Source organism: Streptomyces sp. Ag109_O5-1 (assembly GCF_003814875.1).
GTDB classification, from domain to species: Bacteria; Actinomycetota; Actinomycetes; order Streptomycetales; family Streptomycetaceae; genus Streptomyces; species Streptomyces sasae.
This window is the reverse complement of the sequence record NZ_RKQF01000001.1, coordinates 8,924,565-8,949,743: the sequence shown is the minus strand read 5'-3', so window position 1 is coordinate 8,949,743 and position 25,179 is coordinate 8,924,565. Positions and strand designations below refer to the sequence as shown.

Sequence of the window (25,179 nt, the reverse complement as noted above, 5' to 3'; positions counted from 1 at the left end):
TTGTCGATCTTTGCGTGCAGGGTAAGCGTCCGGCCCGGTCGGCCAGGCAGGTGTCTCATGGGGTGTCGCACGGGGTGTCGCACGGGAGCACTCATCCCTTCACCGCCCCCGCGCTGAAGCCGGTGATCAGCCACTTCTGGATGAAGGCGAAGACGATCACGACCGGTACGGCGGCGATGATCCCGCCCGCTGCCAGCGCGCCCAGGTCGACGCTGTCCGCGCTCATCAGGGTGTTGAGGCCGACCGGGATGGTCTGCTTGCTCTGGTCGGACAGGAACATCAGGGCGAAGAGGAAGTGGTTCCAGGCGTGCACGAAGGCGAAGGAGCCGACCGCGATCAACCCGGGCCGCAGCAGCGGGAGTACGACGATCCGGAAGGCGGTGAACCGGTTGCAGCCGTCGACCCAGGCGGCCTCCTCCAGGGAGTACGGCACGTTCCGGATGAAGCCGCTGATCAGGATCATCGACAGCGGGAGCTGGAAGACGGTCTCGGCGATGACGACACTGCCGAGGGAGTTGATCATCCGCAGGTTGGCGAAGATCTGGAAGAGCGGCACCAACAGCAGTGCGCCCGGCACGAACTGGGAGCAGAGCAGAGCCAGCATGAAGCCGCGCTTGAGCCTGAAGTCGAACCGGGCGAGGGCGTAGCCGCCGGCCAGCGCGACGACGGTGGTCAGGACGAGGGTCGCGATGCCGACGTAGACGCTGTTGGTGAAGTAGGTGGCGAAGCTGCGCTCGGTCCACACCTTCTGGAAGTGGCCGAAGGTGACCGGCCACGGGACGAGCGAGGTGGAGCCGGCCGGGCGGAGGGCGAAGAGCAGGATCCAGTAGAAGGGGATCAGGGTGAAGAGGAGGTAGATCCCCAGGGGGAGGTAGATCTGCCAGCGCGGGACCTCGTCCCAGGCGCGGCGCTTCTTCCCCGGCCGGGCGGGTGCGCCGGCCATGCGCTTCTCCTCCGCGGGGGCGATCTCGGTGATCACTTCGCCTCGCCTCCGAACTTGCTCAGCCGCAGATAGACGACCGAGCAGAAGAGCAGGATCACGAACGCCACCGTGGTCAGGGCGGAGGCGTAGCCGAAGTTGTGGGCGTCGACGCTGGTGTTGGCGATGTAGAGCGGAAGGGTCGTCGTCTCCCCCGCCGGACCGCCTCCCGTCAGGGTGTAGAGCAGGTCGACGTTGTTGAACTCCCAGACCGCGCGCAGCAGCGTGGACAGGACGATGGCGTCCTTCAGGTGCGGCAGTGTGATGTGCCAGAACTGCTTGAGCCGGCTCGCCCCGTCGACCTCGGCGGCCTCGTACAGGTCCTTCGACACGGACTGGAGGTCGGCGAGGATGAGGATCGCGAAGAAGGGCACGCCCCGCCAGAGGTCGGCGACCACGGCGGCCGGGAAGACGGTCGAGGTGTCGGAGAGCCAGCTGGTGCCGTACGACCCGATCCCCGCGTCCGCGAGGTACCGTGTGATGCCCGTCTGGGAGTTGTAGAGCAGCACCCAGATCGCGGAGGTCAGCACACCGGAGACGGCCCACGGTGAGAAGACCAGGGCGCGCCCCAGCGCCCGCCCCACGAAGGTCTGGTTGACGATCAGCGCGAGCGCGAGCCCGAACAGCAGCTGCAACCCGACCTCCACCACGACCCACTTGGCGCTGAAGGTCAGCGTGTCCCAGAACTGCGGGTCGTGGGCGAAGGCCTGTGTGAAGTTGCCGAGGCCGGCGAAGCCGTTCCGCCAGGGCTTGGTCGGGTTGTAGTTCTGCAGGCTGTAGTAGAAGACGCTGAGCACCGGGTAGGCGATGAAGCCCAGCATCAGCAGGGCCGCCGGGGCGATCAGCAGATACGGCAGCCTGCGCGGCGTCGCGGAGGCACGGCGCCGCCGGGGTGGCGCGGGCGGTTTCGCCACGGCTGCGGCTTGGGCCATGACCTGTTCTCCGTTCGCGATGGGACATGCACAGCGGGTACAGGAAGCGCTTGCTAAGTGCACATGGTTGAAGCGCTTCGACGATCGGCAGAGGAAGTGGGGTGTCAGCCCGCGTACGGGTCCGGGACTTCTCCCGGCCGGGCCAGGAACTCGAAGTCGCAGCCGGTGTCGGCCTGGGTGATCTGCTGGTCGTAGAGCGCCCCGTAACCGCGCTCGTACCGCGGGTGCGGCGGCGTCCACTCGCTCCGGCGCTTGGCCAGCTCCTCCTCGTCCACGTCGAGCCGGAGGGTGCGTGCCTCGACGTCGAGGGTGATGGAGTCGCCGGTGCGGACGAGGGCGAGGGGTCCGCCGATGTACGACTCGGGCGCGATGTGCAGCACACAGGCGCCGTAACTCGTGCCGCTCATCCGGGCGTCGGAGATCCGCACCATGTCCCGCACGCCCTGCTTCAGCAGATGGTCGGGGATGGGGAGCATGCCGTACTCGGGCATGCCCGGCCCGCCCCTGGGCCCGGAGTTGCGCAGGACGAGCACGGTGTCGGCGGTGATGCCGAGGTCCGGGTCGTTGATGGTGCGCTGCATGGTCCGGTAGTCGTCGAAGACGACGGCGGGACCGGTGTGCCTGAGCAGGTGCCGTTCGGCGGCGATGTGCTTGATGACGGCGCCGTCCGGGCAGAGGTTGCCGCGCAGCACGGCGACTCCGCCTTCGGCGGCCACCGCGTTGTCGCGGGGCCGGATGACGTCGTCGTTGTGCACCTGGGCGCCGGCGAGCTGTTCGCGGTAGGTGTCGTACGACACCGTCGGCCGGTCGAGGTGGAGCAGGTCGGGGATGCGGGAGAGGAAGCCGGGCAGGCCGCCCGCGAAGTGGAAGTCCTCCATGAGGTAGGTCCGGCCGCCGGGCCTGACGTCGGCGAGGACGGGCACGGTGCGGGCGATGCGGTCGAAGTCGTCGAGGGTGAGACGGACACCGGCCCGCCCGGCCATGGCGATCAGGTGGATGACGGCGTTGGTGGAGCCGCCGAGTCCGAGGACGGTCGTGACCGCGTCCCCGAAGGCGTCGGGGGTGAGGAGCTGGGAGAGCATCCGGCCCTTGTGCACCAGCTCGACGACGGTCAGCCCCGCCTTGGCGGCCATCCGGTCGTGCCCGGAGTCGACGGCCGGGATGCTGGACGCGCCCGGCACGGTGACCCCGAGGGCCTCGGCGGCGGCGGTGAGCGTGGAGGCCGTGCCCATGGTCATGCAGTGGCCGGGGGAACGGGCGAGGCCGCTCTCCAGCTCCGTCATCTCGCAGTCGCCGATCAGACCGGCGCGCTTGTCGTCCCAGTACTTCCACATGTCGGTGCCGGAGCCGAGGACCTCGTTGCGCCAGTGGCCGGGGAGCATGGGTCCCGCGGGCACGAAGACAGTGGGCAGGTCGACGGAGGCGGCGCCCATGAGCAGGGCCGGGGTGGACTTGTCGCAGCCGCCCATGAGGACGGCGCCGTCCACGGGATACGACCGCAGCAGTTCCTCGGTCTCCATGGCGAGGAGGTTGCGGTAGAGCATGGGGGTCGGCTTCTGGAAGGTCTCGGAGAGGGTGGAGACCGGGAACTCCAGCGGGAAACCGCCGGCCTGCCAGACACCCCGCTTGACGGCCTGCGCCCGGTCACGGAGGTGCACATGACAGGGGTTGATGTCCGACCAGGTGTTGAGGATCGCGATGACGGGCTTGCCGAGGTGCTCCTCGGGGAGGTAGCCGAGCTGGCGGGTACGGGCGCGGTGGCTGAAGGAGCGCAGGCCGTCGGTGCCGTACCACTGGTGGCTGCGCAGCTCCTCGGGCTTCTTGCGAGGACTGCCCGTCTCTCGCGGCGCGTTCATATCGACCATCCGGCGGCTATGGCGGCGACCTCGGCGCGCTCTTCCTCGGGCAGCTGCCTGCTGGGCGGGCGGACGTCGCGGCGGCAGAGGCCGAGTGCGGCGAGGGCCTCCTTGACCACGGTGACGTTGTCGGCGGAGCCGTTGGCGGCGCGGAGTTCCTCGAAGCGGCGGATCTGTTCCCAGACCTTCATGGCGGCCGGGTAGTCCCCGGATCGAAGCGCTTCGATCATGTTCAGCGAAACGGCCGGGGCGACGTTCACCAGACCGGAGGTGAAGCCGGTGGCGCCGGCCGAGAAGTAGGACGGGGCGTAGGGCTCGGCGAGTCCGGCGACCCAGACGAAGCGGTCGAGCCCCGCGTCGCGGGCGAAGGCGGCGAACTTGGCGGCGTCGGGGACGGCGTACTTGACGCCGATCACGTTGGGGCAGGCGTCGGCGAGTTCGGCGAGGCGGGCGCCGGCGAGCTGGGCGTTGCGGACGTACGGGACGACGCCGAGTTCGGGAACGGACTCGGCGATCGCGCGGTGGTAGTCGACCCAGCCGGACTGCGCGACGTACGGGTGGACGGGCTGATGGACCATGACCATGTGGGCGCCGTGCTCACGGGCGTGCCGGGCGGAGGCGACGGCGGTCGGCACGTCGTGCCCGACGCCGACGAGGACCGTGGCCCGCTCCCCGGCCTCGTCGAGGGTCGACTCGGTGACGAGCTGCCGCTCCTGGGGGGTGAGGGCGTAGAACTCGCCGGTGTTGCCGTTGGGGGTGAGGGTGCGGATCCCGCCGTCGAGGAGGCGGCGCAGCAGGGCCCGGTGGGCGGTCTGGTCGACGCTGCCGTCCTCGGCGAACGGGGTCACCGGGATGGCCACGACGTCGGCCAGGGCCGCCCGTTGGGTCTCGAATGCCACGCTGCTCATTCCTGGCCTTCCTTTGCCTGGGCTTCGGGGTAGGCGCGCTCGACGAAGGACGCGATGTGGGCGTGCAGGGTGCGGGCGGCGCCGTCGGCGTCTTTGGCCAGGGCGAGCCGAAGGATCTCGCGGTGTTCGTCGGCCTCGCGCTCCCAGGACGGGGACGCGGCCCAGGCCACGGCGGAGACGAGGGCGGCCTGGTCGCGGACCTCGTCGAGCATCCGGCCGAGGAGCGGGTTGCCGCACGGGAGGTAGAGGGCGCGGTGGAAGTCCCGGTTGGCGAGGGAGCGTTCGGCGGTGTCGGTGGCGTCGTCGGCGCGGGTGAGGGCGTCGCGGGCGGCGTCGAGGGAGGCGCCTCGCTGCACGGCCCGCCGGAGCGCCTCGGGTTCGAGGAGGAGCCGGACGTCGTAGACCTCGCGTGCCATGTCCGCGTCCACCATGCGCACCGTGACGCCCTTGTACTGGTTCATCACGACCAGCCCGGTCCCGGCGAGGGTCTTGAGCGCCTCTCTCACGGGGGTCTTGGACACCCCGAACTGAGCGGCGAGCTCGGTCTCCACCAGGGCCTGACCGGGCGTCAGCTGTCCGGTGAGGATGCGGTGTTTGATCGCGTCCAGCACGAACTGCGTGCGGGACGGGATCGGCATGGGCACAGAGGTCATGCGCGCCTCTCGGGGTCACGTACCGGGTCCGGGACCTGGTCTGACGTATCTGATCTCGCGTATCGCGTCTCATATATGACGTACGAAGTACGACGCGGATGAAGGTAGGAGGACGGCTGTGTTTCGTCAATGCTTCTGACAAAGCTGGTTGGCGGGGACGGCCGGAGTTCCTGGGCTGGGCGGCCATGACGGTTCTGATCGCCGTGTGGGGAGTGGCTCCCGGGGTGGGCAAGTCGACGCTGTGCGGCGGACTGGCCCGACGGCCGGCCGAAGCCGGACTGCGGGTGGACCACTTCCGCGAGGAGGAGATCCTGACCCGGCCGCAGTTCGCCGCGGTGGCCGGGGCTTTCAGGACGACCGGCGCCGTCGGTCCGGAGACGTTGATCGCGGCGACCGCCGAGTTCGTCGATTCGGTCCGGGCGGGCGGCGACGACGTGGTGATCGCCGACGCCCTGGTGCCGTTCGTGCCGACGCTGCTGGCCATGGGGCACGGCGAAGACACGATCGACGCGTTCATGACCGACCTGACGACCGTGCTCGCGCCCGTCTCCCCGGTCATGGTCTTTCTCGACGGTGATGCCGTGGCCGCGTTGTCCCGGGCCGTCGGGAGGGAGGGGGAGCAATGGCTGGACTGGTACGTCGGGAAGCTCGCCCGGTACGAGGTCCGGCCTCCGGTGACAGATCTCGCGTCGGCGGTGACGTACCTGCGGCGCGAACGTGAGGTGACCCTTGACGCGGCCGCCCGGAAGGACTGGAACCTCGTGGTGATCGAGCGAGCCGACGAACTGCCCCCGGTCGAGGTGCTGAAGAGGGATCAACGGGGCCTGCGGCCGTGGCTGGGCCCGGCAGGCGCGCCGCTCTGACCGCCCCCGGGAATCAGATCCCCCTGGCCTCCCCCTCCCGGGCCGCACTCGTCCCCCGCCCGAAGACCGCCTCCGCCCGGGCCGCCGCCATCTCCCGCGTCAGCGTCGGGCCCACATGCGTGATCAGCAACTCCCGTACCCCGGCCTCCCTGGCGACCCGCCCCGCGTCCTCCGGTGTCAGATGCACCTGTTCGCCGTCGCGATGCTCGTCGAGATCGGCCTCGCACAGGAACACGTCCGCGCGTGCGGCCAGTTCGGTCAGTGCGTCGCACGGTCCGGTGTCCCCGGAGTACGCGAGCACGCTTCCCTGGCACTCGGCGCGCAGGCCGTACGCCTCCGTGCCGTGCGCGACCGCCCGCGCGGCGAGCCGCAGGTTCCAGTGCTGGACGATGTGGCCGTCGTACAGGGGCCGGAAGTCGAACACTCCGCGCAGGAAGCCCACGTCCGGCCGGCCGAAGAAGGCCGCCAGTCGCTGTGCGCAGTCCTGCGGCGCGTACACCGCGATCGGTGCGGCCGGTGCCATCCCGCCGAAGGCGTACGCGTAGGCGGCGGCCAGCAGGTCCGCACTGTGGTCCGCGTGCAGGTGCGAGATCCAGATCGCCGTCAGCCGTGCGGGATCCGTGTGCCGCTGCAATTCCGCGAAGGTCCCGGTGCCCGCGTCCACCCATACCTCGGCACCGCCGCCCCGCAGCAGATAGCCGGAGCACGGGCGGCCCGGACGAGGGTGCGGAGAGGCGGTGCCGAGGACGGTGAGACTCAGTGGCATGGCGAGGAGAGTACGGATCCGGGTCCCCGCCCGCTCACCGTTCGAGCCCCTTCACGGCTTCCGGCCCGGATCCCTCATGGTCGTGCCGGTCACTGCGGTGCCTCCTGCCGATTCGGTCGCAGCCGTCGGAAGGTGGACCTGAGCGACCGCCGGAACTCGTCGATCCGCCACACCGACACCCCGCCCAGGAAGCACCACAGCGCGATCACCGGGTCGCAGATCGCGCATCCGAACGACGAGTCGAGGAAGAACGGGATCAGCGGTGAGCCCTTGATGTCGTGCACGATGTCCCACGTCGTGTGCATCAGCCAGCCGATGCCGATGAAGGTCCAGGAGTCCAGGCCCCGGCAGGCGACGTACGTGGCCACGGACGTGAACACGAACTCCCAGCCGCCGAGGCCGCCGCCGCTGAGGTACGCGGCGCCCGCGCCGGCCACCATGACCGCGTTGAAGCGGCGCCGGTGCGGTTCACGGATGAGGGACATCACAAGGACGTAGACGAGTCCGATGAGAATCGGTGCGATGCAGCGCATGGGGCCGACGCCAGGGTGGCCGCCGTGTACGTCCCACGGGCATTGCCGACAGGTTCCGACGGATTCCCGCCGCCGTCCCCGCCGCCCCTGATAGGGCACCTTCCCGATCCCCGCGCCCCCGCCTTAGGCCCACGATGACCAGGCATGACGACCACCTCCTGGTCCGTGACCCGTCTTCTCCGCGACCGCAACGCGACCCTCTACCTCACCGGTGTCGTGGTGTCCGGCTTCGGCAGTTCCGCGCTCTGGCTGGTGTCGGGCGTCTGGGTCAAGGACCTCACCGGATCCAACGGCCTCGCCGCCCTGTGCACCGCCACCCTCTGGGCCCCCACCCTCGCCGGCCCCGTCCTCGGCACGCTCGCCGACCGCGTCCGCCGCAAGCCCCTGCTGATCTGCACGAACCTCGCCCTCGCAGTCCTCCTTCTCCCCCTCTGGACGGTCGGCTCCCCCGGCTCCGTCCCGCTGCTCCTCACCGTCCTCTTCCTCTACGGCGCCGCGGGCGTCGTGGAGGACGCGGCCAGCTCCGCCCTCGTCGCCGCCGCCGTCGACCCCGCCCTGCTCGGCGACTTCAACGGGCTGCGGATGACCGCCCGGGAGGGCATGAAGCTGGTCGCCCCGCTGACCGGCGCCGCGCTGTACACGGCGTACGGCGGGCCGAGCGTGGCGCTGCTGGATGCGCTGACCTTCGTACTGGCGGCGGGGCTGTGCGCGCTGCTCCGGGTGCGCGAGGAGCGCCCCGGGCCGGCTGTCGGGAACTGGCGGCGGCAGACCGCCGAGGGCGCCCGCCTGCTCTGGGCGCACCCGGCCGTACGCCCGCTGGTCCGCGCCGGTGGCGCCACGCTGTGTCTCGCCTCGCTCGGCAGCAGCCTGAACTACGCCGTGGTCGCCGCGCTCGGCCGCTCCCCCGCCTATGTCGGTGTGATGTACGCCGTGCAGGGCGTCGGCTCGGTCGCGGTCGGGCTGGTCTCCGGGCCCGCGCTACGGCGGCTCGGTGAGCGGCGGTTCGCCACGTACGGCATCGCGCTGACGGGGGTGGCGGTGGCGGGGCGGGCCGTGCCATGTGACATCGCACTGCTGGCGTGCAGCCTGGCCGGCGGCCTCGGACTCCCCTGTGTGCTGATCGCCGCCTACACCGCCGTACAGCGGGAGATCCCGGCCGCCGCGCTGGGCCGGGCGACCGCGACCGCCGACACCTTGATGTTCACACCGAACGTGATCGGGCTGGCGGTCGGGGCCGCGCTCGTCGAACTCGTCGACCTTCGCCCGCTGTTGGCGGTCCTCGGCGGTGCGCTGCTCGCCACCGCCGGGTCACTGGTTCAGCGCAACGCCTCCCGTACCTCCGCCAGGTCGCCGTCGGACGCCAACCCGGCGTGATAGAGCCGCAGTTCGGTCGCGCCCAGCTCGCGGGCCCGGGACGCGTCCGCGGCGAGGGTGCCGGGGCTGCCGCCCATCCCGGAGACGACTGTGAAGTTGGCGGCCAGGACCGTGTCCCGGCGCGTGTGCTCGGCGAAGGGCGCAAGCAGGGCCGTACCGCCCGCGCAGGGGACCACGACTCCGTCGGCGACCGACAGCACGTGTGCGGGGTCCACGCCCGCGTTGGCTCCGCAGTGGTAGGTCACCGGGTCGGCGTGCAGCAGCACCTGGAAACCCTCGGGGGCCGCCGCCCGCACCGCGGCGACGGCCGTCTCCTGGAGCGTGCGGGCCCGTCCGTCCCGCCACGCGCGCGTGGCCGCCGCCACCGGCTCGCCGAGCAGTTTCTCGACGGTCGGCCAGCCGGCGTCGTCACCCGCGCCGCGCCACAGCGGCTCCAGGGCCTCGCGTACGGCGGCGGCCAACTCGTCGGCGTCCAGGCCCTGATCGCCGTATCCGGCCCGGCAGGTCGGGCAGAAGCACAGTGCCATCAGGTACTGGCCGGCGTCGCCGAGCGGGATCCCCGCGGTCTTGTCGTGGGCGTGCAGATGCTGGAGGCCGTACCAGCCGAGGGACTCCAGTTCGGTGCCGGCCGCGCCCGGGCGTACGGCGGCCTCGGCGGCGAGGTCGGTCAGGTACGCGCGCGTGGCGGGCTGGGCGATGCAGGGGGCCCAGGGGTAGCGGTCGCCGTAGGCGTTGACGACCGAGGTGTCCGGATGTTCGGCGCCCATCCGGGAGTTGTGCGCGAGGATCACCCAGGTGTGCACTTCGAGGCCGGCGCCGCGCAGGGCTTCGGCCGCCTCGGCGTAGGCGTCGCCGGGGGCCCAGTCGCCCGCCGGGTACGGGCGGAGCCGGCGGCCCGTCCAGCGGTCGCCGTCCGCCGGGTAGTACACGGCCGCGTGTTCGGCGGTGACGATACGGCGGCGGGGGTGACGGGGGGTCAGTGCGCGGGTGGAGTGGTAGGCGGAGGCGAGGGTGACCTGGTCCACGCCGAGCGCGGCGATGCGGTCCGCGGCCTCCGGGTCCCCGTTGACGTCCCAGGGGTAGACGAACGCCGACGCGTTCATTCGCCCTTCTTCCGACGCCTTCACGCGTCCCCCTCCAGCAGTGCGTACCCGCGCTCGATCAGCTGGGCGAGCTGCTTCACATGGTCCTCGCCCGGCTCGTGCAGCGGGGGGCGGACCTCGCCGACGTCCAGGCCGCGCAGCCGTACGCCCGCCTTGACCAGCGAGACGGCGTATCCCCTTCCCTGCGCGCGGAGTTCGACGAACGGGCGGTAGAAGCCGTCCAGGAGGCGTTCCACGGTGGGCCGGTCGTCGTCGCGCAGGGCCGCGTGGAAGGCGAGGGCGATCTCCGGGACGAAGCAGAAGACGGCGGAGGAGTAGAGGGTGATACCGATGGCCCCGTAGGCGAGCTGGGTCTGTTCGGCGGTGGGCAGGCCGTTGAAGTAGAGGAAGTCGCCGCGGACCTCGGTGCGGACGGCGCTGACGATGCGCTGCATCAGGTCCAGGTCGCCGAGGCCGTCCTTGAAGCCGATGATGCCCTCGGTGCGGGCGAGTTCGACGACCGTGGGCGGGGTGAACACCGCGTTGTCCCGCTGGTAGACGATCACCGGGAGGTCGGTGGCCGCGGCCACCTCCTGGTAGTGGCGCAGCAGTCCCTCCTGGCCGGCGACCACCAGGTAGGGCGGCATGGCGAGCAGTCCGTCGGCGCCCGCGGCCTCGGCGAGACGCGCGTAGCGCACGGCGAGCGCGGTGCCGTATCCGGCGCCCGCGACCACCGGGACCCGGCCCTCGGCCGCCGTCACGGCCGCGGCCACGCAGGCCTCGTACTCCTCCGGCAGCAGCGCGTGGAACTCCCCGGTGCCGCAGCAGGCGAAGACGGCGGCGGCACCGGCCTCGACACCCCGGCGGACGTGCTCGCGGTAGGCGTCGAGGTCGAGGGAGCCGTCGGGGCCGTAGGCCGTGACGGGGAAGAAGAGCGGCCCGCGCGGGTCACGAAGCCGGGCGGCGAGAGGGGCTGGCGTCACGGGCGCTCCCTGTCCATGCATGTCTCTGATCGGCGTCCATATTCATGAACGCGACCACGTTACGAGCCCCCGCGAGGGCCGGTCAAGGAGACAAACGAGCAACATGCGAGCGGATTTCCGCACTCCACGGCACACTTGACGCCATACACCCCAGCTCCTTAGCGTGTCCATGAATGTGAATATCATGCATGTACGCGACCGGCGCCGAGTCAAGGAGACCGTGGATGCCCACTCCCCGCACGCTACTGCTGACCGGCGCCGCAGGCGGGCTCGGCACCCTGATGCGGTCCCTGCTCCCGGCGTACGGCTATGAACTGCGCCTGTTCGACGTGCGTCCGGTCGAGGGCGAGCCGGACGCGATCACCGCCGACCTCTCCGACAAGGAAGCGCTGCGAGAGGCCGTGCGGGGTGTGGACGCGGTCCTGCACCTCGCGGGGATCTCCCTGGAGGCGCCCTTCGAGAAGATCCTCCGCTCGAACATCGAGGGCACCTACAACCTGTACGAGGCCGCCCGTGAGGCCGGTGTGCCGCGCATCGTCTTCGCCTCCTCCAACCACGCGGTCGGCTACACCCCCGCCCCGCGGGCGGGCGACCCGCTCATCCCGGTCGACACCCCGCACCGCCCGGACACCTTCTACGGCCTGTCCAAGTCCTTCGGCGAGGACCTCGCCCAGCTGTACTGGGACCGGCACGGCCTGGAGACCGTCTCCGTCCGCATCGGCTCCTGCTTCGCCGAGCCGACGGACGTGCGCATGCTCTCGGTGTGGATGAGCCCCGCCGACGGCGCCCGGCTCTTCCACGCGGCCCTGACCGCCGAGGAGGTCGGCCACACCGTCGTCTACGGCTCCTCAGCCAACACCCGCCTGTGGTGGGACCTGACCGGCGCACGGGCGCTCGGCTACGAGCCCCAGGACGACTCCGAGCAGTACGCCGACAAGCTGATCGCCGAGCACGGCGAACTGGACCCGGAGAACCCGGCCCACACCCACCTGGGCGGCCGCTTCGTCAACGACCCGCCGATCTGGCCGTACTGAAAGACACGCGGCGGCGGAAAACGGTCACGTACGACGGCGGGCGGGCACCGAACGGGCCCGCCCGCCGTCGTATTCGGGCATCCGGGCCGCCCGCTCCCACCCCTCCCCCGGCAGCCGCGCAGGTCCGAGGCGGGCACTCCGCCCGGCAAACGGGCACACACGGGCAGTATCGGGCCCGCAACAGGCCTGGTCAGCGTCGCACACCCGCTGTAGAACTTGCTGCATGGCCCGAACGGGCAGTTCCGCGGGCAGCCCCAAGCGGTCCCACGGCCGGTTCCACGGGCGGTTCCACGGGCGGTTGCACGGCGTTTCCACGAGGGAGTGGGTGACGGGATGAGCACGAACACGGCGGAAGAGCGCCAGCGCGAGATCGTGCGGGTCGCGCGGGCCACGGGCTCCGTCGATGTCACCGCCCTCTCCGACGCCCTGGGCGTGGCCAAGGAGACCATCCGCCGCGACCTGCGCGCGCTGGAGGACCACGGCCTGGTGCGCCGCACCCACGGGGGCGCGTATCCCGTCGAGAGCGCCGGCTTCGAGACCACGCTCGCCTTCCGCTCGACCAGCCATGTCCCGGAGAAGCGGCGGATCGCGTCGGCCGCCGCCGAGCTGCTGGGCGACGCCGAGACCGTCTTCGTCGACGAGGGCTTCACCCCCCAGCTCATCGCCGAAGCGCTGCCGACGGACCGGCCGCTGACCGTGGTCACGGCGTCGCTGCCGGTGGCGGGCACGCTCGCCGAGACCGAGAACATGTCGGTCCTGCTGCTCGGCGGACGGGTGCGGGCCGGCACACTGGCGACCGTCGACCACTGGACGACGAAGATGCTCGCCGGTTTCGTTCTCGATCTCGCCTACATTGGAGCCAACGGCATCTCGCGCGAGCACGGGCTGACCACCCCGGACCCCGCCGTCGGCGAGGTCAAGGCCCAGGCCATCCGCGCCGCACGCCGGACGGTCTTCGCGGGCGTGCACACCAAGTTCGGCGCCGTCAGCTTCTGCCGTTTCGCCGAGGTCGGCGCCCTGGAGGCGATCGTGACGAGCACCCTGCTCCCCAGCGCCGAGGCCCACCGCTACTCCCTGCTGGGCCCACAGGTCATCCGGGTCTGACCCGCCACCCTCACCCCTTGAAGGCCTTTCCACACCCCGCACTGCCCCATATATCCCGATTCACCCAGGAGCGATCCATGCGAACCCCGAGCCGACGGAGGCCGCGAGTCACCCTCGCCATGGCCGCCGCAGGGACGCTGCTCGCCCCGCTGCTCTCCGGCTGCTGGGTCGGTGCGGGCGGGTCCGGTTCCGGCGGCGACTCGATCAATGTGCTGATGGTCAACAACCCTCAGATGACGGAACTCCAAAAGCTCGCCCCGCGCTTCACCAAGGAGACGGGCATCAAGGTCAACTTCACCGTGCTGCCCGAGAACGACGTCCGCGACAAGATCAGCCAGGACTTCGCCAACCAGGCCGGCCAGTACGACGTGGCCACCCTGTCCAACTACGAGATACCGATCTACGCCCGCAACGGCTGGCTGCACGAGATGGACTCGTATGTCGCCAAGGACCCGGGCTACGACGAGCAGGACATCCTCCAGCCGATGCGCGAGTCCCTGACCGCGAGCGACGGCAAGCTCTACGGCCAGCCCTTCTACGGCGAGTCGTCCTTCCTGATGTACCGCAAGGACGTGTTCGCGGCGAAGGGCCTGACGATGCCCGCGCACCCCACCTGGCAGCAGGTCGCCGACCTCGCCGCCAAGGTGGACGGCGCGCAGCCCGGCATGCGCGGCGTCTGTCTGCGCGGGCTGCCCGGCTGGGGCGAGATGATGGCGCCGCTGACCACGGTCGTGAACACCTTCGGCGGCACCTGGTTCGACAAGAACTGGAAGGCCCGGCTGACCTCGCCCGGGTTCGAGAACGCGACGAAGTTCTATGTCGACCTGGTCCGCAAGCACGGTGAGTCGGGCGCCCCGCAGTCCGGCTTCGCCGAGTGCCTCAACAACATGACCCAGGGCAAGGTCGCCATGTGGTACGACGCGACCTCAGCGGCCGGCCTCCTTGAAGCGAACGGCTCCCCGGTCAAGGGCAAGCTCGGCTATGTCCCCGCCCCCGTCGAACGGACCAAGTCCGCCGGCTGGCTCTACACCTGGGCCTGGGGCATCCAGAAGGCCTCCCGCAATCCCGACAAGGCCTGGAAGTTCGTGTCCTGGGCGTCCAGCAAGCAGTACGAGGACCTGGTCGGCCAGACCAGCGGCTGGTCCAACGTCCCGGCGGGCAAGCGGGCGTCGACGTACACCAACCCCGACTACGTGAAGTCGGCCGCAGCGTTCCAGGAGATGACCAAGGAGGCCATCGAGAGCGCCCGCCCGAACGACCCGGGCGTCCAGCCGCGCCCCGCACCCGGCATCCAGTTCGTCGACATCCCCGAGTTCACCGATCTCGGCACCAAGGTCTCCCAGGAGATCAGCTCGGCCATCGCCGGACGGCAGTCCGTCGACTCGGCCCTGAAGAAGTCCCAGCAGCTCGCCGAGAAGATCTCCAAGGAGTACGAGGGACGATGACCGCGACGACAGCCCCCTACGCAGCAACCCCCGCACGCGCCTCGCGGCCGCCCTCGGCCCGTCTGCGCGCCTGGGCCACCCGGGCCCCTCTGCTGCCCGCCCTGGTCTTCATGATCGTCGTGACCCAGCTGCCGTTCGTGGCCACGGTGGTCATCTCCTTCTTCGACTGGAACGCCCTCTACCCGAAGGCCCGTCACTTCACCGGCGTCGACAACTACCGCCAGGTCCTCACCGACCCGGACCTGCGCCACTCGGTCTGGACGACCGTGCTGCTCACCGTGACGGTGGTGCTGGTCAGCCTGGTGCTGGGCCTCGCGCTCGCGCTGCTGCTGGACAACAGGTTCCGCGGCCGGGGCATCGTCCGCACCCTGCTGATCGCCCCTTTCCTGGTGGTCCCTGTGGCCGCGGCGCTGCTCTGGAAGCACGTCCTCTACAACCCCGAATACGGCCTGCTCAACGGCCTGTTGCACTACGTCGGCGGTCCGCAGCCCGACTGGATCTCCAACACCCCGCTGCTGGCGGTCGAGGCCGCCCTGGTGTGGCAGTGGACGCCGTTCATGATGCTGATCCTGCTCGCCGGACTGCAGAGCCGGGACCCCGAACAGATCGAGGCCGCACGGGTGGACGGCGCGGGCGAGTGGCAGATCTTCCGCCATCTGACGCTTCCGCACCTGCGCCGCTACCTCGAACTCGGCGCCCTGCTGGGCTGCATCTACATCGTCCAGAACTTCGACGCGGTCTTCACCATCACGTCCGGCGGCCTGGGCACCGCCAACCTCCCCTACACCGTCTACCAGAGCTTCTACCAGGCCCACGAGAACGGCCTCGCCTCGGCCGCCGGAGTCCTGGTGGTCATCGGCTCGATCATCATCGCGACCTTCGCCCTGCGCGTGGTGTCGTCCCTGTTCCGAGAGGAGGCGTCCCGCGCATGAGCAGCCTCGCCCTACGCGTCAGGAAGCACCGGGGCCTGAGCATCGGCCTGGTGGCCTGGCTGGCCGGTATCGTCTTCTTCTTCCCCATCGCCTGGATGGCGCTGACGTCCTTCCACTCCGAGGCGGACGCGGCGGCCAACCCGCCGTCCTTCGGCGCCGCCCTCACCCTGGACGGCTACCGCGAGTTCTTCGGGGCCGGCGGCGGCGCGAGCCCCTGGCCGGCGCTGATCAACTCGGCGGTCGCGTCGATCGTCTCGACCCTCTTCGTCCTCGTCCTGGCCTTCCCGGCGGCCTACGCGCTGTCGATCCGGCGGGTGAGGAAGTGGACGGACGTCCTGTTCTTCTTCCTCTCCACGAAGATGCTGCCGGTGGTGGCCGGGCTGCTGCCGATCTACCTGTTCGCGAAGAACACCGGGATGCTGGACAACATCTGGTTCCTGGTCGTCCTCTACACCTCCATGAACCTGCCGATCGCGGTGTGGATGATGCAGTCCTTCCTCGCCGAGGTCCCGGTCGCGGTGATCGAGGCGGCGCAGATCGACGGCGCCCGGCTGCCGACGATCCTGTGGCGCGTGGTCGCCCCGATCGCCCTGCCCGGCATCGCCGCGACCGCCCTGATCTGCTTCATCTTCAGCTGGAACGAACTTCTCTTCGCCCGAGTCCTGACGGGCGTGGTCGCCGAGACCGCCCCCGTCTTCCTGACCGGCTTCATCACCAGCCAGGGCCTGTTCCTGGCCAAGGTGTGCGCCGCGTCGCTCGTGGTCTCCCTGCCGGTGCTCGCCGCGGGGTTCGCCGCCCAGGACAAGCTGGTCCAGGGCCTGTCGTTGGGAGCCGTCAAATGAAGGCCGCCGTCATCGAGTCCGTGGGCCGCGCCGTCGTCACCGAGGTCCCGGACCCGACACCGGGCCCCCGCGAGGTCGTCGTGGAGGTGGCCGCGTGCGGCCTGTGCGGCACGGATCTGCACATCCTCCAGGGCGAGTTCGCGCCCAAGCTGCCGATCGTGCCGGGACACGAGTTCGCCGGCGAGGTGGTGGGCGTCGGCTCCCAGGTGACCGAGGTGGCGATCGGCGACCGGGTCGCGGTCGACCCGTCCCTGTACTGCTTCGAGTGCCGCTACTGCCGGGCCGGCCACAACAACCTCTGCGAGCGGTGGGCCGCGATCGGGGTCACGGTCCCGGGCGGGGCCGCGCAGTACGCCGTCGCCCCCGTCGCCAACTGCGTGAAACTCCCCGAGCACGTCCGCACCCAGGACGCGGCCCTGGTCGAGCCGCTGTCGTGCGCGGTGCGCGGCTACGACGTCCTGCGGTCCCGCCTCGGCACCCACGTCCTGATCTACGGCTCGGGAACCATGGGCCTGATGATGCTGGAGCTGGCCAAGCGGACCGGCGCGGCGAGCGTCGACGTGGTCGACCTGAACCCGGCCCGGCTGGAGACCGCCCGCAGGCTCGGCGTCTCGGCGTCCGCGGCGAACGCCGACGAGCTGGACCGTCCGCAGGGCTGGGACGTGGTGATCGACGCGACCGGCAACGCGGCGGCGATCCAGGACGGCCTGGAGCGGGTGTCGAAGGCCGGCACGTTCCTGCAGTTCGGCGTCGCCAACTACGCGGCCCGGGTGACGATCGACCCGTACCGCATCTACAACCAGGAGATCACCATCACCGGCTCCATGGCCGTGCTGCACAGCTACGAACGGGCGGCGGAGCTGTTCGCGAACGGGGTCCTGGACCCGGAGGTCTTCATCAGCGACCGGCTGCCGCTCGACAGCTATCCGCAGGCACTGGAGCAGTTCGCGGCGGGCGTGGGACGGAAGGTCGTCGTGGTGCCGTAGAAGTTTAAGGGAACGGTAAAGCGAGGTGGTTCGTTCACCCGGCATGACAGCTATGACCCCTGGCTCGAACATCCCTCTCCCCGTCTCCCGGGTGGCGGTGGACGTCGCCGCCCCGGTGCGGCTCGACGTGTCGGGCCTGCTGCTCACGGGCGACGGCAAGGTGCGCTCCGACGACGACTTCATCTTCTACAACCAGCCGAACGGCCCGGGTGTGACGTACCGCTCCGGCGGCGGTGCGTCCCCGGACGCGATCACCGTCGACACGGCCGCCGTGCCGCCCGGCATCGAGAAGATCGTCGTCACCGCGAGCCCCGACGCCGCAGGGCAGACCTTCCAGGGCATCGAGCCGACGGCGACGATCCGCAACGCGGACGACGGCTCGGTGCTGGCCACGTTCACGCCTCCGCACCTGGGCACGGAGACGGCCCTGGTGGTCGTGGAGATCTATCTGCGGGGCGGCGCGTGGAAGGCCCGCGCGGTCGGCCAGGGGTACGCGAACGGCCTGGCCGGCATCGCGACGGACTTCGGCGTGACGGTGGAGGAACCGGCCGCGGCGGCACCTGAGGCCCCGGCGGTCCAGCCGGCGCCGGCCGCCGCTCCCCCGATGCCGGCCGCCCCGCCCGCTCCTCCCGCCCCCGGCGCCGGGAAGATCAACCTCGACAAGGGCCGGGTCAGCCTCCAGAAGAACCAGACCGTGTCCCTGGTCAAGGGCGGCCGCCCGCTGCTCGCCCAGGTGAAGATGGGCCTGGGCTGGGAGCCGGCGTTCCGCGGCAAGGACATCGACCTGGACGCGTCGGTCATCGCGTACGGCCCGCAGCGCGACCACGTCGACAGCTGCTACTTCGGCAAACTGTCCATCCTGAACGGCGCGATCAAGCACTCGGGCGACAACCTCACCGGTGAGGGAGGCGGCGACGACGAGGTGATCGTGGTCGACCTCGGCCGGATCCCCCCGGAGGTCACCGGCCTGGTCTTCACGGTCAACTCCTTCTCCGGGCAGAAGTTCACGGAGGTCGCCAAGGCCTACTGCCGCCTCCTGGACGCCTCGACCGACGAGGAACTGGTGCGCTTCGACCTCACCAACGCGGAAGCGCAGACTGGCGTGATGATGGCCAAGCTCGTCCGGCAGTTCTCCGGGGAGTGGGACATGACGGCGATCGGACAGTTCGTGAAGGCCCGGACGGTACGGAACATGGTGAAGCCGGGGGCGGAGGCGCTGTAGGCGCTCAGGAGCGGGTGCGCGGCCGTGGGCGCTACGGCCGCAGCCCCTCCGTGAGCAGGGACAGATAGCGCCGGATCTCCCTGCCCTGCCCGTCGGCCAGTTCCGAGGCCGTGGCCAGTCCATGGGCCAGGCGCAGAAGTTCGATCGGCTCGATGTCGGGGCGCAAGGTGCCCTCCTTCTTGGCCGCGTCCACCAGCCGGGTCGCCGCGCCGCGGACCGTGACGCCGCAGGCCGTGACCGTGGCCGAGCTGCCGTCCGTGACGGCCGAGCCCAGCAGGGCCTTCAGACCGCGCACCTGGATGGTGGCGACGCACAGTTCGTTCAGCCACTCCGTCAGCGCCGCGGCCGGAGGAAGTTCCGCCGCGAACTCGTCGGCCTTCGCCGCCAGTCCCTCCAGCCGGTCCACGAACGCGGCCTCCAGCAGTGCCTGCCGGGTCGGGAAGTGCCGGTAGAGCGTGCCGGAGCCGACGCCCGCCCGTTTGGCGATGTCGTCCAGCGAGGCGTTCTCCCCATGCTCGGCGAAGGCCTCGACGGCCACCTCGAGCAATCGCTCGTAGTTGCGACGAGCGTCCGCGCGCATCGGCCTGACCTGCGTCATCCAGTTACTCCTTGCAAACCGGGGACCGTCTCCGTATCTTATCGAGCACCAAACGGAGACAGTCCCCGGTTATCGCCGTGTGCTCCCCGGGCAGTCCGCCTGCCCATACGCGCCCATGCCCGTGCCCGCGTCGGTGTCGGTATCCGGGGACGTCCAGAACGGGAGAAGCTCATGTCAGCCCCGTCCAGCCCGTCCACCACCGCAGGTACCCCGCCGGCCTCCGCGCACCCCGCCAGGCTCCGCTCCGCCCTCCTCGTCATCGTCACCGCGTACATGATGGTCGGCGTCGACTCCACCGTCGTCAACGTCGCACTGCCCGACATCCAGCAGGACCTGGGGTTCAGCCGCACCGGCCTCTCCTGGGTGCTCAACGCCTACACCCTCGCCTTCGGCGGTCTGTTACTGCTCGGCGGGCGGGTCGGCGACATCGTCGGCCGCCGCCGTACGCTCGGCACCGGCGCACTGCTGTTCGCGCTCTCCTCGCTGCTCGGCGGAATCGCCGGAGCGGGCGGCTGGCTGCTCGCGGCACGCGCGCTGCAGGGCGTCGGCGCGGCGCTGATCGCCCCCAGCACCCTGGCCCTGATCACCACCAACTTCCCCCAGGGACCGCGCCGCCATCACGCCCTGAGCGTCTACTCCTCCATGGCCGGTATCGGCGGCTCCGTCGGTCTGGTCCTGGGCGGCATGCTCACCTCGTGGGCGTCCTGGCGCTGGGCCCTGCTCATCAACGTGCCCATCGGCATCGGCCTGTTCCTGGCCCTGCCCCGCTTCGTGACCGAGACCCCGCGGCACGCGGGCCGCTTCGACCTGGCCGGCGCGCTGACCGGGACGGCCGGGACGACCTCGCTGGTGTACGCGTTCATCCGGGTCTCCGAGGACGGGTGGAGCGACACCCAGGCCCTGCTCGGGTTCAGTTGCGCGGTCGCGCTGCTCTTCGGCTTCGCCCTGATCGAGTCCCGGGCCGGTCAACCGGTCATGCCGCTCGGGCTGTTCGCCGACCGCGACCGGGCGGGCGGCTACCTCACCGTCATGCTGCTGCCCGCGGGCATGTTCGGCGCCTTCTACTTCCTCACCCTCATCTGCCAGCAGGTCCTGGAGTACAGCCCGTTGCGCGCCGGGTTCGCGTTCCTTCCCATGACCCTGACGATGTTCGCGGTGGTGCGGGTGCTGCCGCGGCTGCTGGCCCGCTTCGGGGCCAAGCCACTGCTGCTCACCGGCATCGCCCTGCTCGCCGTCGCCGGCGGCTGGCTGTGGCGGCTGCGGCCCGGCGACGGTTACGCCACCGGGCTGCTCGGCCCGCTGCTGTTGTTGGGCGCGGGCGTCGGCCTGAGCTTCATGCCCCTGAACGCGACCATCCTCGCCCGCATCGAGCCCCGGGAGGCGGGCGCCGCCTCCGGACTGCTGCAGACCCTGCAGTGGCTGGGCGGGACTCTGGGACTCGCCGTCCTGGTCACGGTGTACGGCACCGTGACCAGGCACACGACCGGCACGCCCGCCGAGATCCTCACCCATGGCGCCGCCCGCGCCTTCGGCATCGGATCGCTGGTCGCGCTGGCCGCCTTCCTGGTGGCGGCGTTCGTGATCACGAGCCCACGCCGACAGGAGGCCTAGGAGGCCGGCTACATCTTCGTCGCCCCCGCCGCCAGGTCCCGCAGGAACCGCCGGGCTCCGAAGAGCGGCATCGCCACCTGCCAGTACAGGCGGAAGAAGCCGGCCCCGTCGATACGTCCGGCGTCGAGGAGTTCGTCGGGCAGGGAGTTCTGCGCGTACTGGCGCATCCAGAAGATGCCGAACGCGTTGGCCGCCCCCGGGACGATCAGCGCCTTCAGGGTGCCGGCCCAGCCGAAGTGGGCCATGGTGACGAACTGCGGGACCAGCGACAGCTGCGCCGGGATCATGTAGGTGGCCGGCAGAACGCCGAACAGGATCTTCCGGCCCGGGAACGCGTATTTGGCGAACACGAAGGCGGCCAGGGAGTCGAAGAACAGCACGAGCAGGGTGCCGACCGTGGCCACCACGACCGTGTGGAAGAGCGAGGTGAAGAAGTCGATCCGGTGGATCACCTCCCGCATGTCGTGCAGGAGTTGGCCGCCCGGCGCGCGTCTCGCGTTGTTGATCGTCGGCCCGCACGAAGTGCACCTTGTCGCTGTGGGGTCGTGTGTCGGCTGCGGGTGGGTGGGGGCTGGTCACGGCCACGCGGTCGAGCCCCAAGTCGAACCGCTCCAGCAGACTCCACAGCCACTGCGAGCCGCTTCGGCGAACCGTCGGCGGATACCGACCGCTGACTTCCGGGTCCTGCAGGCCACGCAGCGGCCGTTCGACGCCGGTTCCTTCATCCACCCGACCACGGCCGCGGCCTGGAAGACGATCCCGTCGTGGGGCCTGGTCGCCGGCCGGGACAAGGCGATTCCGCCGGCTTGCGAGCGCTGGATGTACAGCCGTGCGAGCGCGCGCAAGGTCGTCGAAGTGCCGAACTCGTCCCACGTCGTGATGATCAGCCACCCCAAGGTCGTCGCCGATCTCATCGGTGACGCCGCCGAGGCGATCAGCTGACGCTCGCGACAGGTGCCCCGGTCCACCGGCACGGACCGACCGGGGCACCTTCCCCGCCGAGCCGAGCCCGCGGCTAGATCACCGCGCTGTACGCGTTCAGTGCAGGCTGGCCGCCCAGGTGGGCGTAGAGGACCGTGGAGTCGGTGCCGATCTCGCCCCGTTCGACCAGGTCGACCATCCCCGCCATCGACTTCCCCTCGTACACCGGGTCCGTCACCATGCCCTCCGTGCGGGCCGCGAGGCGCATCGCCTCCAGGGTGGTGTCGTCCGGGACGCCGTAGATGCCCGCGTGGTAGCGCTCGTCGAGTTCGACGTCGTCGACGGTCAGCTCCCGCTTGACGCCTATGAGCCGGCCGGTGCGGTGGGCGATCCTGGCCACCTGTTCGCGGGTCTCGGCGGGCTTGGCGGAGGCGTCGATGCCGATGACCCGGCGCTCGCGACCGCCCGCCTCCTCCAGCGCGGCGAACCCGGCGACCATGCCGGCCTGGGTCGAGCCGGTCACCGAACAGACGATCACCGTGTCGAAGAAGACGCCCAACTGCTGCTCCTGCTCCGCGACTTCGTACGCCCAGTTGGCGAAGCCGAGGCCGCCGAAGGGGTGGTCGGAGGCGCCGGCCGGGATGGCGTACGGCTTGCCGCCCGACTCCTCCACCTCACGCAGCGCCAGTTCCCAGCTCTCCTTGAAGCCGATCCCGAACCCGGCCCGGACGAGGCGTACATCGGCCCCGGCCAGCCTGCTGATGAGGATGTTGCCGACCTTGTCGTACACGGAGTCCGGCCACTCCACCCAACTCTCCTGCACCAGCACGCACTTGAGTCCGGCGCGGGCGGCGACGGCGGCGACCTGGCGGGTGTGGTTGGACTGCACCCCGCCGATGGAGACGAGGGTGTCGCAGCCCTTGGCGAGGGCGTCGGCGACCAGGTACTCCAGCTTGCGCGTCTTGTTCCCGCCGTACGCGATGCCCGAGTTGCAGTCCTCCCGCTTGGCCCACAGCGCGGCGCCGCCGAGGTGAGCGGTGAGGCGCTCCAGCGGGTGCACCGGCGAGGGGCCGAAGAGGAGGGGGTAACGGTCGTACGAGGAAAGGGACATGGGGGCCTCCTGGAGGAGCGGTTCAGTCGGTGGTGTCGTCGTCGGCCAGTTCTGCGAGGGTGTTCCAGATGTCGGCCGTGACCCGGACCGCTGCCTCCGTGTCACCGGCCGCGCAGGCCTCGATGAGCCGCTCGTGCAGACCTGCCGAGCGGCAGGAGCCGCCCTCGCCGAAGCGGCGGCGCTCCAGGCGGCGGATGAGCGGGGTGTAGCGGGCGACGGTGGCGGCGGCCGCGCGGTTGCCGCTCGCCCGGACCAGCACGTCGTGCAGTTCGTCGTCGGCGCGCAGGGCCTCGTCCACGTCGCCGGCGCGTACGGCGGCGGCGAACCGGTCGTTGGCCGTGCGCATCCCCGCCAGGTCGGCGTCCTGCAGCCGGGGTACGGCGGCCCGGGTGGCCAACTCGTGCATGGCGCCGACCACGGCCGCCGCGTCCCGTACGTCGGCGGCCACGACCGGGGTGACCCGGGTGTAGCTCTGCGGCTTGCTCTCCAGGAGCCCCTCGTCGACGAGCCGGGCGAACGCCTCCCGCACCGGCGCCCGGGACAGCCCGAGCCGCTCCGCGAACTCGGCGTCGCGCACCACCGCACCGGGTTCGATCTCCCCGGTGACGATCGCGTCCCGGATCGCGGTGTACGCGCGGTCCCGGAGCAGGGTGCGGGGCAGGGGTCGCAGGGCCTCCATGAACTGAAATGTTAGATATCAGTGGGGACGAGGACAAGAGTGCGGCGGGCATGGGTGTGACCCGCACCCCCCGTGAAGGTGCGGGTCACGTTCAGAGCCGGCGGTCGGCCGGTCAGGCCGCCCACGGCCAGTCGGCGTGCCGGGCCGCCTCCAGCAGCGGCACCATGCGGAAGGCCGCGTCGGTGAGGCCGCCGAAGGTGTGCCGGTTGGCCTTGCCCGACGGGCCGTGGCCCGCCCGGTAGCCGGCCAGGTTCCAGGTGTAGACCGGGATGTGCGCCGGGACCTGCTGGGTCGGGTCGCCGTGCCGGTTGTACGTGTACTGCTCGTCGGTGACGATCAGCACCCGGTCCTGTCCCCGGTAGTGGGCGCGGATCGCCGAGGTGGTGTCGGTGCCGCCCAGGTCGCCGAAGCGGCCGAGGATCTTCAGCACCGACTCGGCCCGGTCGAAGTCCAGCCGCTTGTTCGTCGTGCCGAACTCGACGAGGTCCGCGTCCGCCGCCCGCAGCGCGAGCGCGGTGCCGAAGATCGCCGCCGCGTCGGCCCGGTTGAGCTGCGAGCGCTCCGACAGCGGCGAGTAGAACATCGAGCCGGAACGGTCGACGAGCACCAGGGTCCGGCCCGGCAGCGCGGGCACGTTGGCCAGCGAGTGGCCGAGCGCCCGCTCCAGCGGGTAGGACCAGCGCAGCGACGGCGCGTGCCGGTACGCGGCGAGGTAGCGGAAGGGGAACTGCCGCGACCGCGCCACCTCCGCGGGGTCGCTGATCCGGGCCGCGACCTCGGCGGCGACCTCGTCCGAGACTCCGGCCTCGTCGAAGTTCCGCAGGTTGCGGACGAGCGCCATGGTCCCCATGGAGGGGATCACGGCCTCCCAGGCCGCCTTGTCCATCGGCCCCTGGAGCCAGCCGGCCAGCGCCTCCCAGGTCAGTCCCGCCGCGGCGAGCCGCTCGGCGCCGCCGGGCGCGGTGACGACCGCGCGCCGCCGCTCGACGGGCAGTCCCATCAGCTCGCGGTGCGCGGCGAGCACCGGGCTCGACCCGGGCGGTACGGCAGTGTCCGGGTTGTGCCGCCGGTCCAGCGCGTACCGGAACAGCTCGCCCTGCCACGGCTTGTCCGGGTCCGGCGCCGCGTGCACCAGGTTGAGGATGTCGCCGAACCGGTAGCCCTTGGACGCGGTGTCGTACTTGAGCAGCGACCTGCCGTGGTAGAGCCGCCGTACGGCGTCCGCGGTCCCGCGCTTGACGGGCTTGGGGACGGCGCGGCCGTAGGTGGCGGTCCAGTAGGCGAGCAGCTCGCCGGGCTCGTCGGGCCGCTGCAGCACGGAGGCGACGACCTGCCGGTTCGACGGTCCGCCGGTGGCGCCCACCGCCAGGCGGGCGTGCACGTACTCAGCGGCGCCGACGAGCGACGCGGTCCGCATGTTGCCCTCGCCGCGCAGCCAGCCGAGCAGGCCGGCCGTCCAGTCCGGGTCGGTGACGGCGAGCTCGCGCACGAGCCCCGCGAACCGGTCGTCGCGGTCGGCACCGGACTCGTAGAAGGTCTGCTGCGAGACGAAGTTGGAGATCGCGAGCAGGAAGAGCTCGGAACGCGCGTCCCGCTCCCGGCCGCGGCCGCCCTGGTAGGTACGGAGCACCCGTCCCGTCGACGTGACACGGGAAGTGGGCTGCGCCCGGGCCGCCTTGGTGTTGAATCGCGCCATGGTGAATTCCCCCGAATTCATTGGAGTTTCGGAGGAGGCGCAACAGAAGGAGGATGTCCGAGTTCAGGG

General features: G+C 70.9%; 24 protein-coding genes and 1 pseudogene. 11 read left to right on the top strand and 14 right to left on the bottom strand.

Going from position 1 to position 25,179, the window contains the following annotated elements:
* Nucleotides 1-91 precede the first annotated feature (91 nt).
* The 5 genes from EDD90_RS40715 to EDD90_RS40695 form a co-directional block, all read right to left on the bottom strand.
* A complete protein-coding gene (locus EDD90_RS40715; protein ID WP_398927063.1) occupies nucleotides 92-979 on the bottom strand; it encodes a carbohydrate ABC transporter permease in 888 nt (295 codons plus the stop codon).
* Nucleotides 976-1,911 (bottom strand): carbohydrate ABC transporter permease, encoded by a 936-nt coding sequence (locus tag EDD90_RS40710; RefSeq protein ID WP_123978103.1) that lies wholly within the window; start codon nucleotides 1,909-1,911, stop codon nucleotides 976-978. Before EDD90_RS40710 ends, EDD90_RS40715 begins: the two co-directional genes overlap by 4 nt.
* A gap of 104 nt (nucleotides 1,912-2,015) precedes the next feature.
* Nucleotides 2,016-3,767, bottom strand: coding sequence for an L-arabinonate dehydratase (araD, locus tag EDD90_RS40705; RefSeq protein WP_123978102.1), 1,752 nt, complete (start codon nucleotides 3,765-3,767; stop codon nucleotides 2,016-2,018).
* A complete protein-coding gene (locus EDD90_RS40700) occupies nucleotides 3,764-4,675 on the bottom strand; it encodes a dihydrodipicolinate synthase family protein (RefSeq protein ID WP_123978101.1) in 912 nt (303 codons plus the stop codon). Before EDD90_RS40700 ends, araD begins: the two co-directional genes overlap by 4 nt.
* A complete protein-coding gene (locus EDD90_RS40695) occupies nucleotides 4,672-5,328 on the bottom strand; it encodes a GntR family transcriptional regulator (RefSeq protein ID WP_123978100.1) in 657 nt (218 codons plus the stop codon). Before EDD90_RS40695 ends, EDD90_RS40700 begins: the two co-directional genes overlap by 4 nt.
* Before the next feature lie 185 nt (nucleotides 5,329-5,513).
* Here EDD90_RS40695 and EDD90_RS40690 point away from each other — a divergent pair, with 185 nt between their 5' ends.
* A complete protein-coding gene (locus tag EDD90_RS40690) occupies nucleotides 5,514-6,191 on the top strand; it encodes a hypothetical protein (RefSeq protein ID WP_123978099.1) in 678 nt (225 codons plus the stop codon).
* Between the two features lie 13 nt (nucleotides 6,192-6,204).
* Here the strand turns inward: EDD90_RS40690 and EDD90_RS40685 are convergent, their stop codons facing one another.
* Both EDD90_RS40685 and EDD90_RS40680 read right to left on the bottom strand, forming a co-directional pair.
* A complete protein-coding gene (locus tag EDD90_RS40685; protein ID WP_123978098.1) occupies nucleotides 6,205-6,957 on the bottom strand; it encodes an MBL fold metallo-hydrolase in 753 nt (250 codons plus the stop codon).
* An 89-nt stretch (nucleotides 6,958-7,046) separates the two neighbouring features.
* On the bottom strand, nucleotides 7,047-7,490 hold the full coding sequence (locus EDD90_RS40680) for a DUF6010 family protein (protein ID WP_123978097.1): 444 nt from the start codon (nucleotides 7,488-7,490) through the stop codon (nucleotides 7,047-7,049).
* A 144-nt stretch (nucleotides 7,491-7,634) separates the two neighbouring features.
* Between EDD90_RS40680 and EDD90_RS40675 the strand changes: the two genes are divergently transcribed.
* Nucleotides 7,635-8,864: an MFS transporter gene (locus tag EDD90_RS40675; protein ID WP_123978096.1), complete on the top strand. Its 1,230-nt coding sequence runs from the start codon at nucleotides 7,635-7,637 to the stop codon at nucleotides 8,862-8,864.
* Here EDD90_RS40675 and EDD90_RS40670 read toward each other — a convergent pair.
* Both EDD90_RS40670 and EDD90_RS40665 read right to left on the bottom strand, forming a co-directional pair.
* Nucleotides 8,807-9,967, bottom strand: a complete 1,161-nt coding sequence (locus tag EDD90_RS40670) for a hypothetical protein (protein ID WP_123978095.1) — start codon at nucleotides 9,965-9,967, stop codon at nucleotides 8,807-8,809. The two genes, EDD90_RS40675 and EDD90_RS40670, sit on opposite strands and share 58 nt — an antisense overlap.
* A 20-nt stretch (nucleotides 9,968-9,987) precedes the next feature.
* Nucleotides 9,988-10,929 (bottom strand): 5-dehydro-4-deoxyglucarate dehydratase, encoded by a 942-nt coding sequence (locus EDD90_RS40665; RefSeq protein ID WP_123978094.1) that lies wholly within the window; start codon nucleotides 10,927-10,929, stop codon nucleotides 9,988-9,990.
* A 224-nt stretch (nucleotides 10,930-11,153) separates the two neighbouring features.
* Between EDD90_RS40665 and EDD90_RS40660 the strand changes: the two genes are divergently transcribed.
* From EDD90_RS40660 to EDD90_RS40630, 7 genes are all read left to right on the top strand, one after another.
* Nucleotides 11,154-11,963 carry an NAD(P)-dependent oxidoreductase gene (locus EDD90_RS40660; RefSeq protein ID WP_123978093.1) on the top strand — a complete coding sequence of 270 codons (810 nt, stop codon included), beginning with the start codon at nucleotides 11,154-11,156 and terminating at the stop codon, nucleotides 11,961-11,963.
* Nucleotides 11,964-12,296: 333 nt separating this feature from the next.
* Nucleotides 12,297-13,067 (top strand): DeoR/GlpR family DNA-binding transcription regulator, encoded by a 771-nt coding sequence (locus EDD90_RS40655; RefSeq protein WP_123978092.1) that lies wholly within the window; start codon nucleotides 12,297-12,299, stop codon nucleotides 13,065-13,067.
* A gap of 77 nt (nucleotides 13,068-13,144) precedes the next feature.
* Entirely contained in the window at nucleotides 13,145-14,512 is a 1,368-nt protein-coding gene (locus tag EDD90_RS40650; RefSeq protein ID WP_123978091.1) for a sugar ABC transporter substrate-binding protein, read from the top strand.
* On the top strand, nucleotides 14,509-15,444 hold the full coding sequence (locus EDD90_RS40645) for a carbohydrate ABC transporter permease (RefSeq protein WP_123978090.1): 936 nt from the start codon (nucleotides 14,509-14,511) through the stop codon (nucleotides 15,442-15,444). Before EDD90_RS40650 ends, EDD90_RS40645 begins: the two co-directional genes overlap by 4 nt.
* Nucleotides 15,441-16,286 (top strand): carbohydrate ABC transporter permease, encoded by an 846-nt coding sequence (locus EDD90_RS40640; protein ID WP_123978089.1) that lies wholly within the window; start codon nucleotides 15,441-15,443, stop codon nucleotides 16,284-16,286. Before EDD90_RS40645 ends, EDD90_RS40640 begins: the two co-directional genes overlap by 4 nt.
* Nucleotides 16,283-17,272, top strand: a complete 990-nt coding sequence (locus EDD90_RS40635; protein ID WP_123978088.1) for a zinc-dependent alcohol dehydrogenase family protein — start codon at nucleotides 16,283-16,285, stop codon at nucleotides 17,270-17,272. Before EDD90_RS40640 ends, EDD90_RS40635 begins: the two co-directional genes overlap by 4 nt.
* Nucleotides 17,273-17,324: 52 nt before the next feature.
* Complete coding sequence (locus tag EDD90_RS40630) at nucleotides 17,325-18,494, top strand: TerD family protein (RefSeq protein ID WP_123978087.1); 1,170 nt, start codon at nucleotides 17,325-17,327, stop codon at nucleotides 18,492-18,494.
* A gap of 31 nt (nucleotides 18,495-18,525) precedes the next feature.
* Here the strand turns inward: EDD90_RS40630 and EDD90_RS40625 are convergent, their stop codons facing one another.
* Nucleotides 18,526-19,092, bottom strand: a complete 567-nt coding sequence (locus EDD90_RS40625) for a TetR/AcrR family transcriptional regulator (RefSeq protein ID WP_123978086.1) — start codon at nucleotides 19,090-19,092, stop codon at nucleotides 18,526-18,528.
* Nucleotides 19,093-19,263: 171 nt separating this feature from the next.
* On the opposite strand from EDD90_RS40625, the gene EDD90_RS40620 reads away from it, so the two are divergent.
* Complete coding sequence (locus EDD90_RS40620) at nucleotides 19,264-20,703, top strand: MFS transporter (protein ID WP_123978085.1); 1,440 nt, start codon at nucleotides 19,264-19,266, stop codon at nucleotides 20,701-20,703.
* Between the two features lie 62 nt (nucleotides 20,704-20,765).
* On the opposite strand, the pseudogene EDD90_RS40615 reads toward EDD90_RS40620, so the two are convergent.
* A pseudogene (locus tag EDD90_RS40615) lies at nucleotides 20,766-21,188 on the bottom strand (carbohydrate ABC transporter permease); the annotation flags it as partial.
* Between EDD90_RS40615 and EDD90_RS57840 the strand changes: the two are divergent.
* Nucleotides 21,163-21,645: an alpha/beta fold hydrolase gene (locus EDD90_RS57840; protein ID WP_260328445.1), complete on the top strand. Its 483-nt coding sequence runs from the start codon at nucleotides 21,163-21,165 to the stop codon at nucleotides 21,643-21,645. The pseudogene EDD90_RS40615 and the gene EDD90_RS57840 sit on opposite strands and share 26 nt — an antisense overlap.
* A 73-nt stretch (nucleotides 21,646-21,718) precedes the next feature.
* On the opposite strand, the gene EDD90_RS40605 is transcribed toward EDD90_RS57840, so the two are convergent.
* The 3 genes from EDD90_RS40605 to EDD90_RS40595 form a co-directional block, all read right to left on the bottom strand.
* On the bottom strand, nucleotides 21,719-22,735 hold the full coding sequence (locus tag EDD90_RS40605; RefSeq protein ID WP_123978084.1) for a 1-aminocyclopropane-1-carboxylate deaminase: 1,017 nt from the start codon (nucleotides 22,733-22,735) through the stop codon (nucleotides 21,719-21,721).
* A 22-nt stretch (nucleotides 22,736-22,757) separates the two neighbouring features.
* On the bottom strand, nucleotides 22,758-23,414 hold the full coding sequence (locus EDD90_RS40600) for a GntR family transcriptional regulator (RefSeq protein WP_123978083.1): 657 nt from the start codon (nucleotides 23,412-23,414) through the stop codon (nucleotides 22,758-22,760).
* Between the two features lie 112 nt (nucleotides 23,415-23,526).
* Nucleotides 23,527-25,110 (bottom strand): TROVE domain-containing protein, encoded by a 1,584-nt coding sequence (locus EDD90_RS40595; protein WP_123978082.1) that lies wholly within the window; start codon nucleotides 25,108-25,110, stop codon nucleotides 23,527-23,529.
* Between the last annotated feature and the right edge of the window lie 69 nt (nucleotides 25,111-25,179).

Coding starts and splice junctions, on each gene's coding strand:
- EDD90_RS40710 (WP_123978103.1), bottom strand. CDS start 1,911: ATGGCCCAAGCCGCAGCCGTGGCGAAACCGCCCGCGCCACCCCGGCGG.
- araD (WP_123978102.1), bottom strand. CDS start 3,767: ATGAACGCGCCGCGAGAGACGGGCAGTCCTCGCAAGAAGCCCGAGGAG.
- EDD90_RS40700 (WP_123978101.1), bottom strand. CDS start 4,675: ATGAGCAGCGTGGCATTCGAGACCCAACGGGCGGCCCTGGCCGACGTC.
- EDD90_RS40695 (WP_123978100.1), bottom strand. CDS start 5,328: ATGACCTCTGTGCCCATGCCGATCCCGTCCCGCACGCAGTTCGTGCTG.
- EDD90_RS40690 (WP_123978099.1), top strand. CDS start 5,514: ATGACGGTTCTGATCGCCGTGTGGGGAGTGGCTCCCGGGGTGGGCAAG.
- EDD90_RS40685 (WP_123978098.1), bottom strand. CDS start 6,957: ATGCCACTGAGTCTCACCGTCCTCGGCACCGCCTCTCCGCACCCTCGT.
- EDD90_RS40680 (WP_123978097.1), bottom strand. CDS start 7,490: ATGCGCTGCATCGCACCGATTCTCATCGGACTCGTCTACGTCCTTGTG.
- EDD90_RS40675 (WP_123978096.1), top strand. CDS start 7,635: ATGACGACCACCTCCTGGTCCGTGACCCGTCTTCTCCGCGACCGCAAC.
- EDD90_RS40670 (WP_123978095.1), bottom strand. CDS start 9,967: ATGAACGCGTCGGCGTTCGTCTACCCCTGGGACGTCAACGGGGACCCG.
- EDD90_RS40660 (WP_123978093.1), top strand. CDS start 11,154: ATGCCCACTCCCCGCACGCTACTGCTGACCGGCGCCGCAGGCGGGCTC.
- EDD90_RS40655 (WP_123978092.1), top strand. CDS start 12,297: ATGAGCACGAACACGGCGGAAGAGCGCCAGCGCGAGATCGTGCGGGTC.
- EDD90_RS40650 (WP_123978091.1), top strand. CDS start 13,145: ATGCGAACCCCGAGCCGACGGAGGCCGCGAGTCACCCTCGCCATGGCC.
- EDD90_RS40645 (WP_123978090.1), top strand. CDS start 14,509: ATGACCGCGACGACAGCCCCCTACGCAGCAACCCCCGCACGCGCCTCG.
- EDD90_RS40640 (WP_123978089.1), top strand. CDS start 15,441: ATGAGCAGCCTCGCCCTACGCGTCAGGAAGCACCGGGGCCTGAGCATC.
- EDD90_RS40635 (WP_123978088.1), top strand. CDS start 16,283: ATGAAGGCCGCCGTCATCGAGTCCGTGGGCCGCGCCGTCGTCACCGAG.
- EDD90_RS40630 (WP_123978087.1), top strand. CDS start 17,325: ATGACCCCTGGCTCGAACATCCCTCTCCCCGTCTCCCGGGTGGCGGTG.
- EDD90_RS40625 (WP_123978086.1), bottom strand. CDS start 19,092: ATGACGCAGGTCAGGCCGATGCGCGCGGACGCTCGTCGCAACTACGAG.
- EDD90_RS40620 (WP_123978085.1), top strand. CDS start 19,264: ATGTCAGCCCCGTCCAGCCCGTCCACCACCGCAGGTACCCCGCCGGCC.
- EDD90_RS57840 (WP_260328445.1), top strand. CDS start 21,163: ATGTCGTGCAGGAGTTGGCCGCCCGGCGCGCGTCTCGCGTTGTTGATC.
- EDD90_RS40605 (WP_123978084.1), bottom strand. CDS start 22,735: ATGTCCCTTTCCTCGTACGACCGTTACCCCCTCCTCTTCGGCCCCTCG.
- EDD90_RS40600 (WP_123978083.1), bottom strand. CDS start 23,414: ATGGAGGCCCTGCGACCCCTGCCCCGCACCCTGCTCCGGGACCGCGCG.
- EDD90_RS40595 (WP_123978082.1), bottom strand. CDS start 25,110: ATGGCGCGATTCAACACCAAGGCGGCCCGGGCGCAGCCCACTTCCCGT.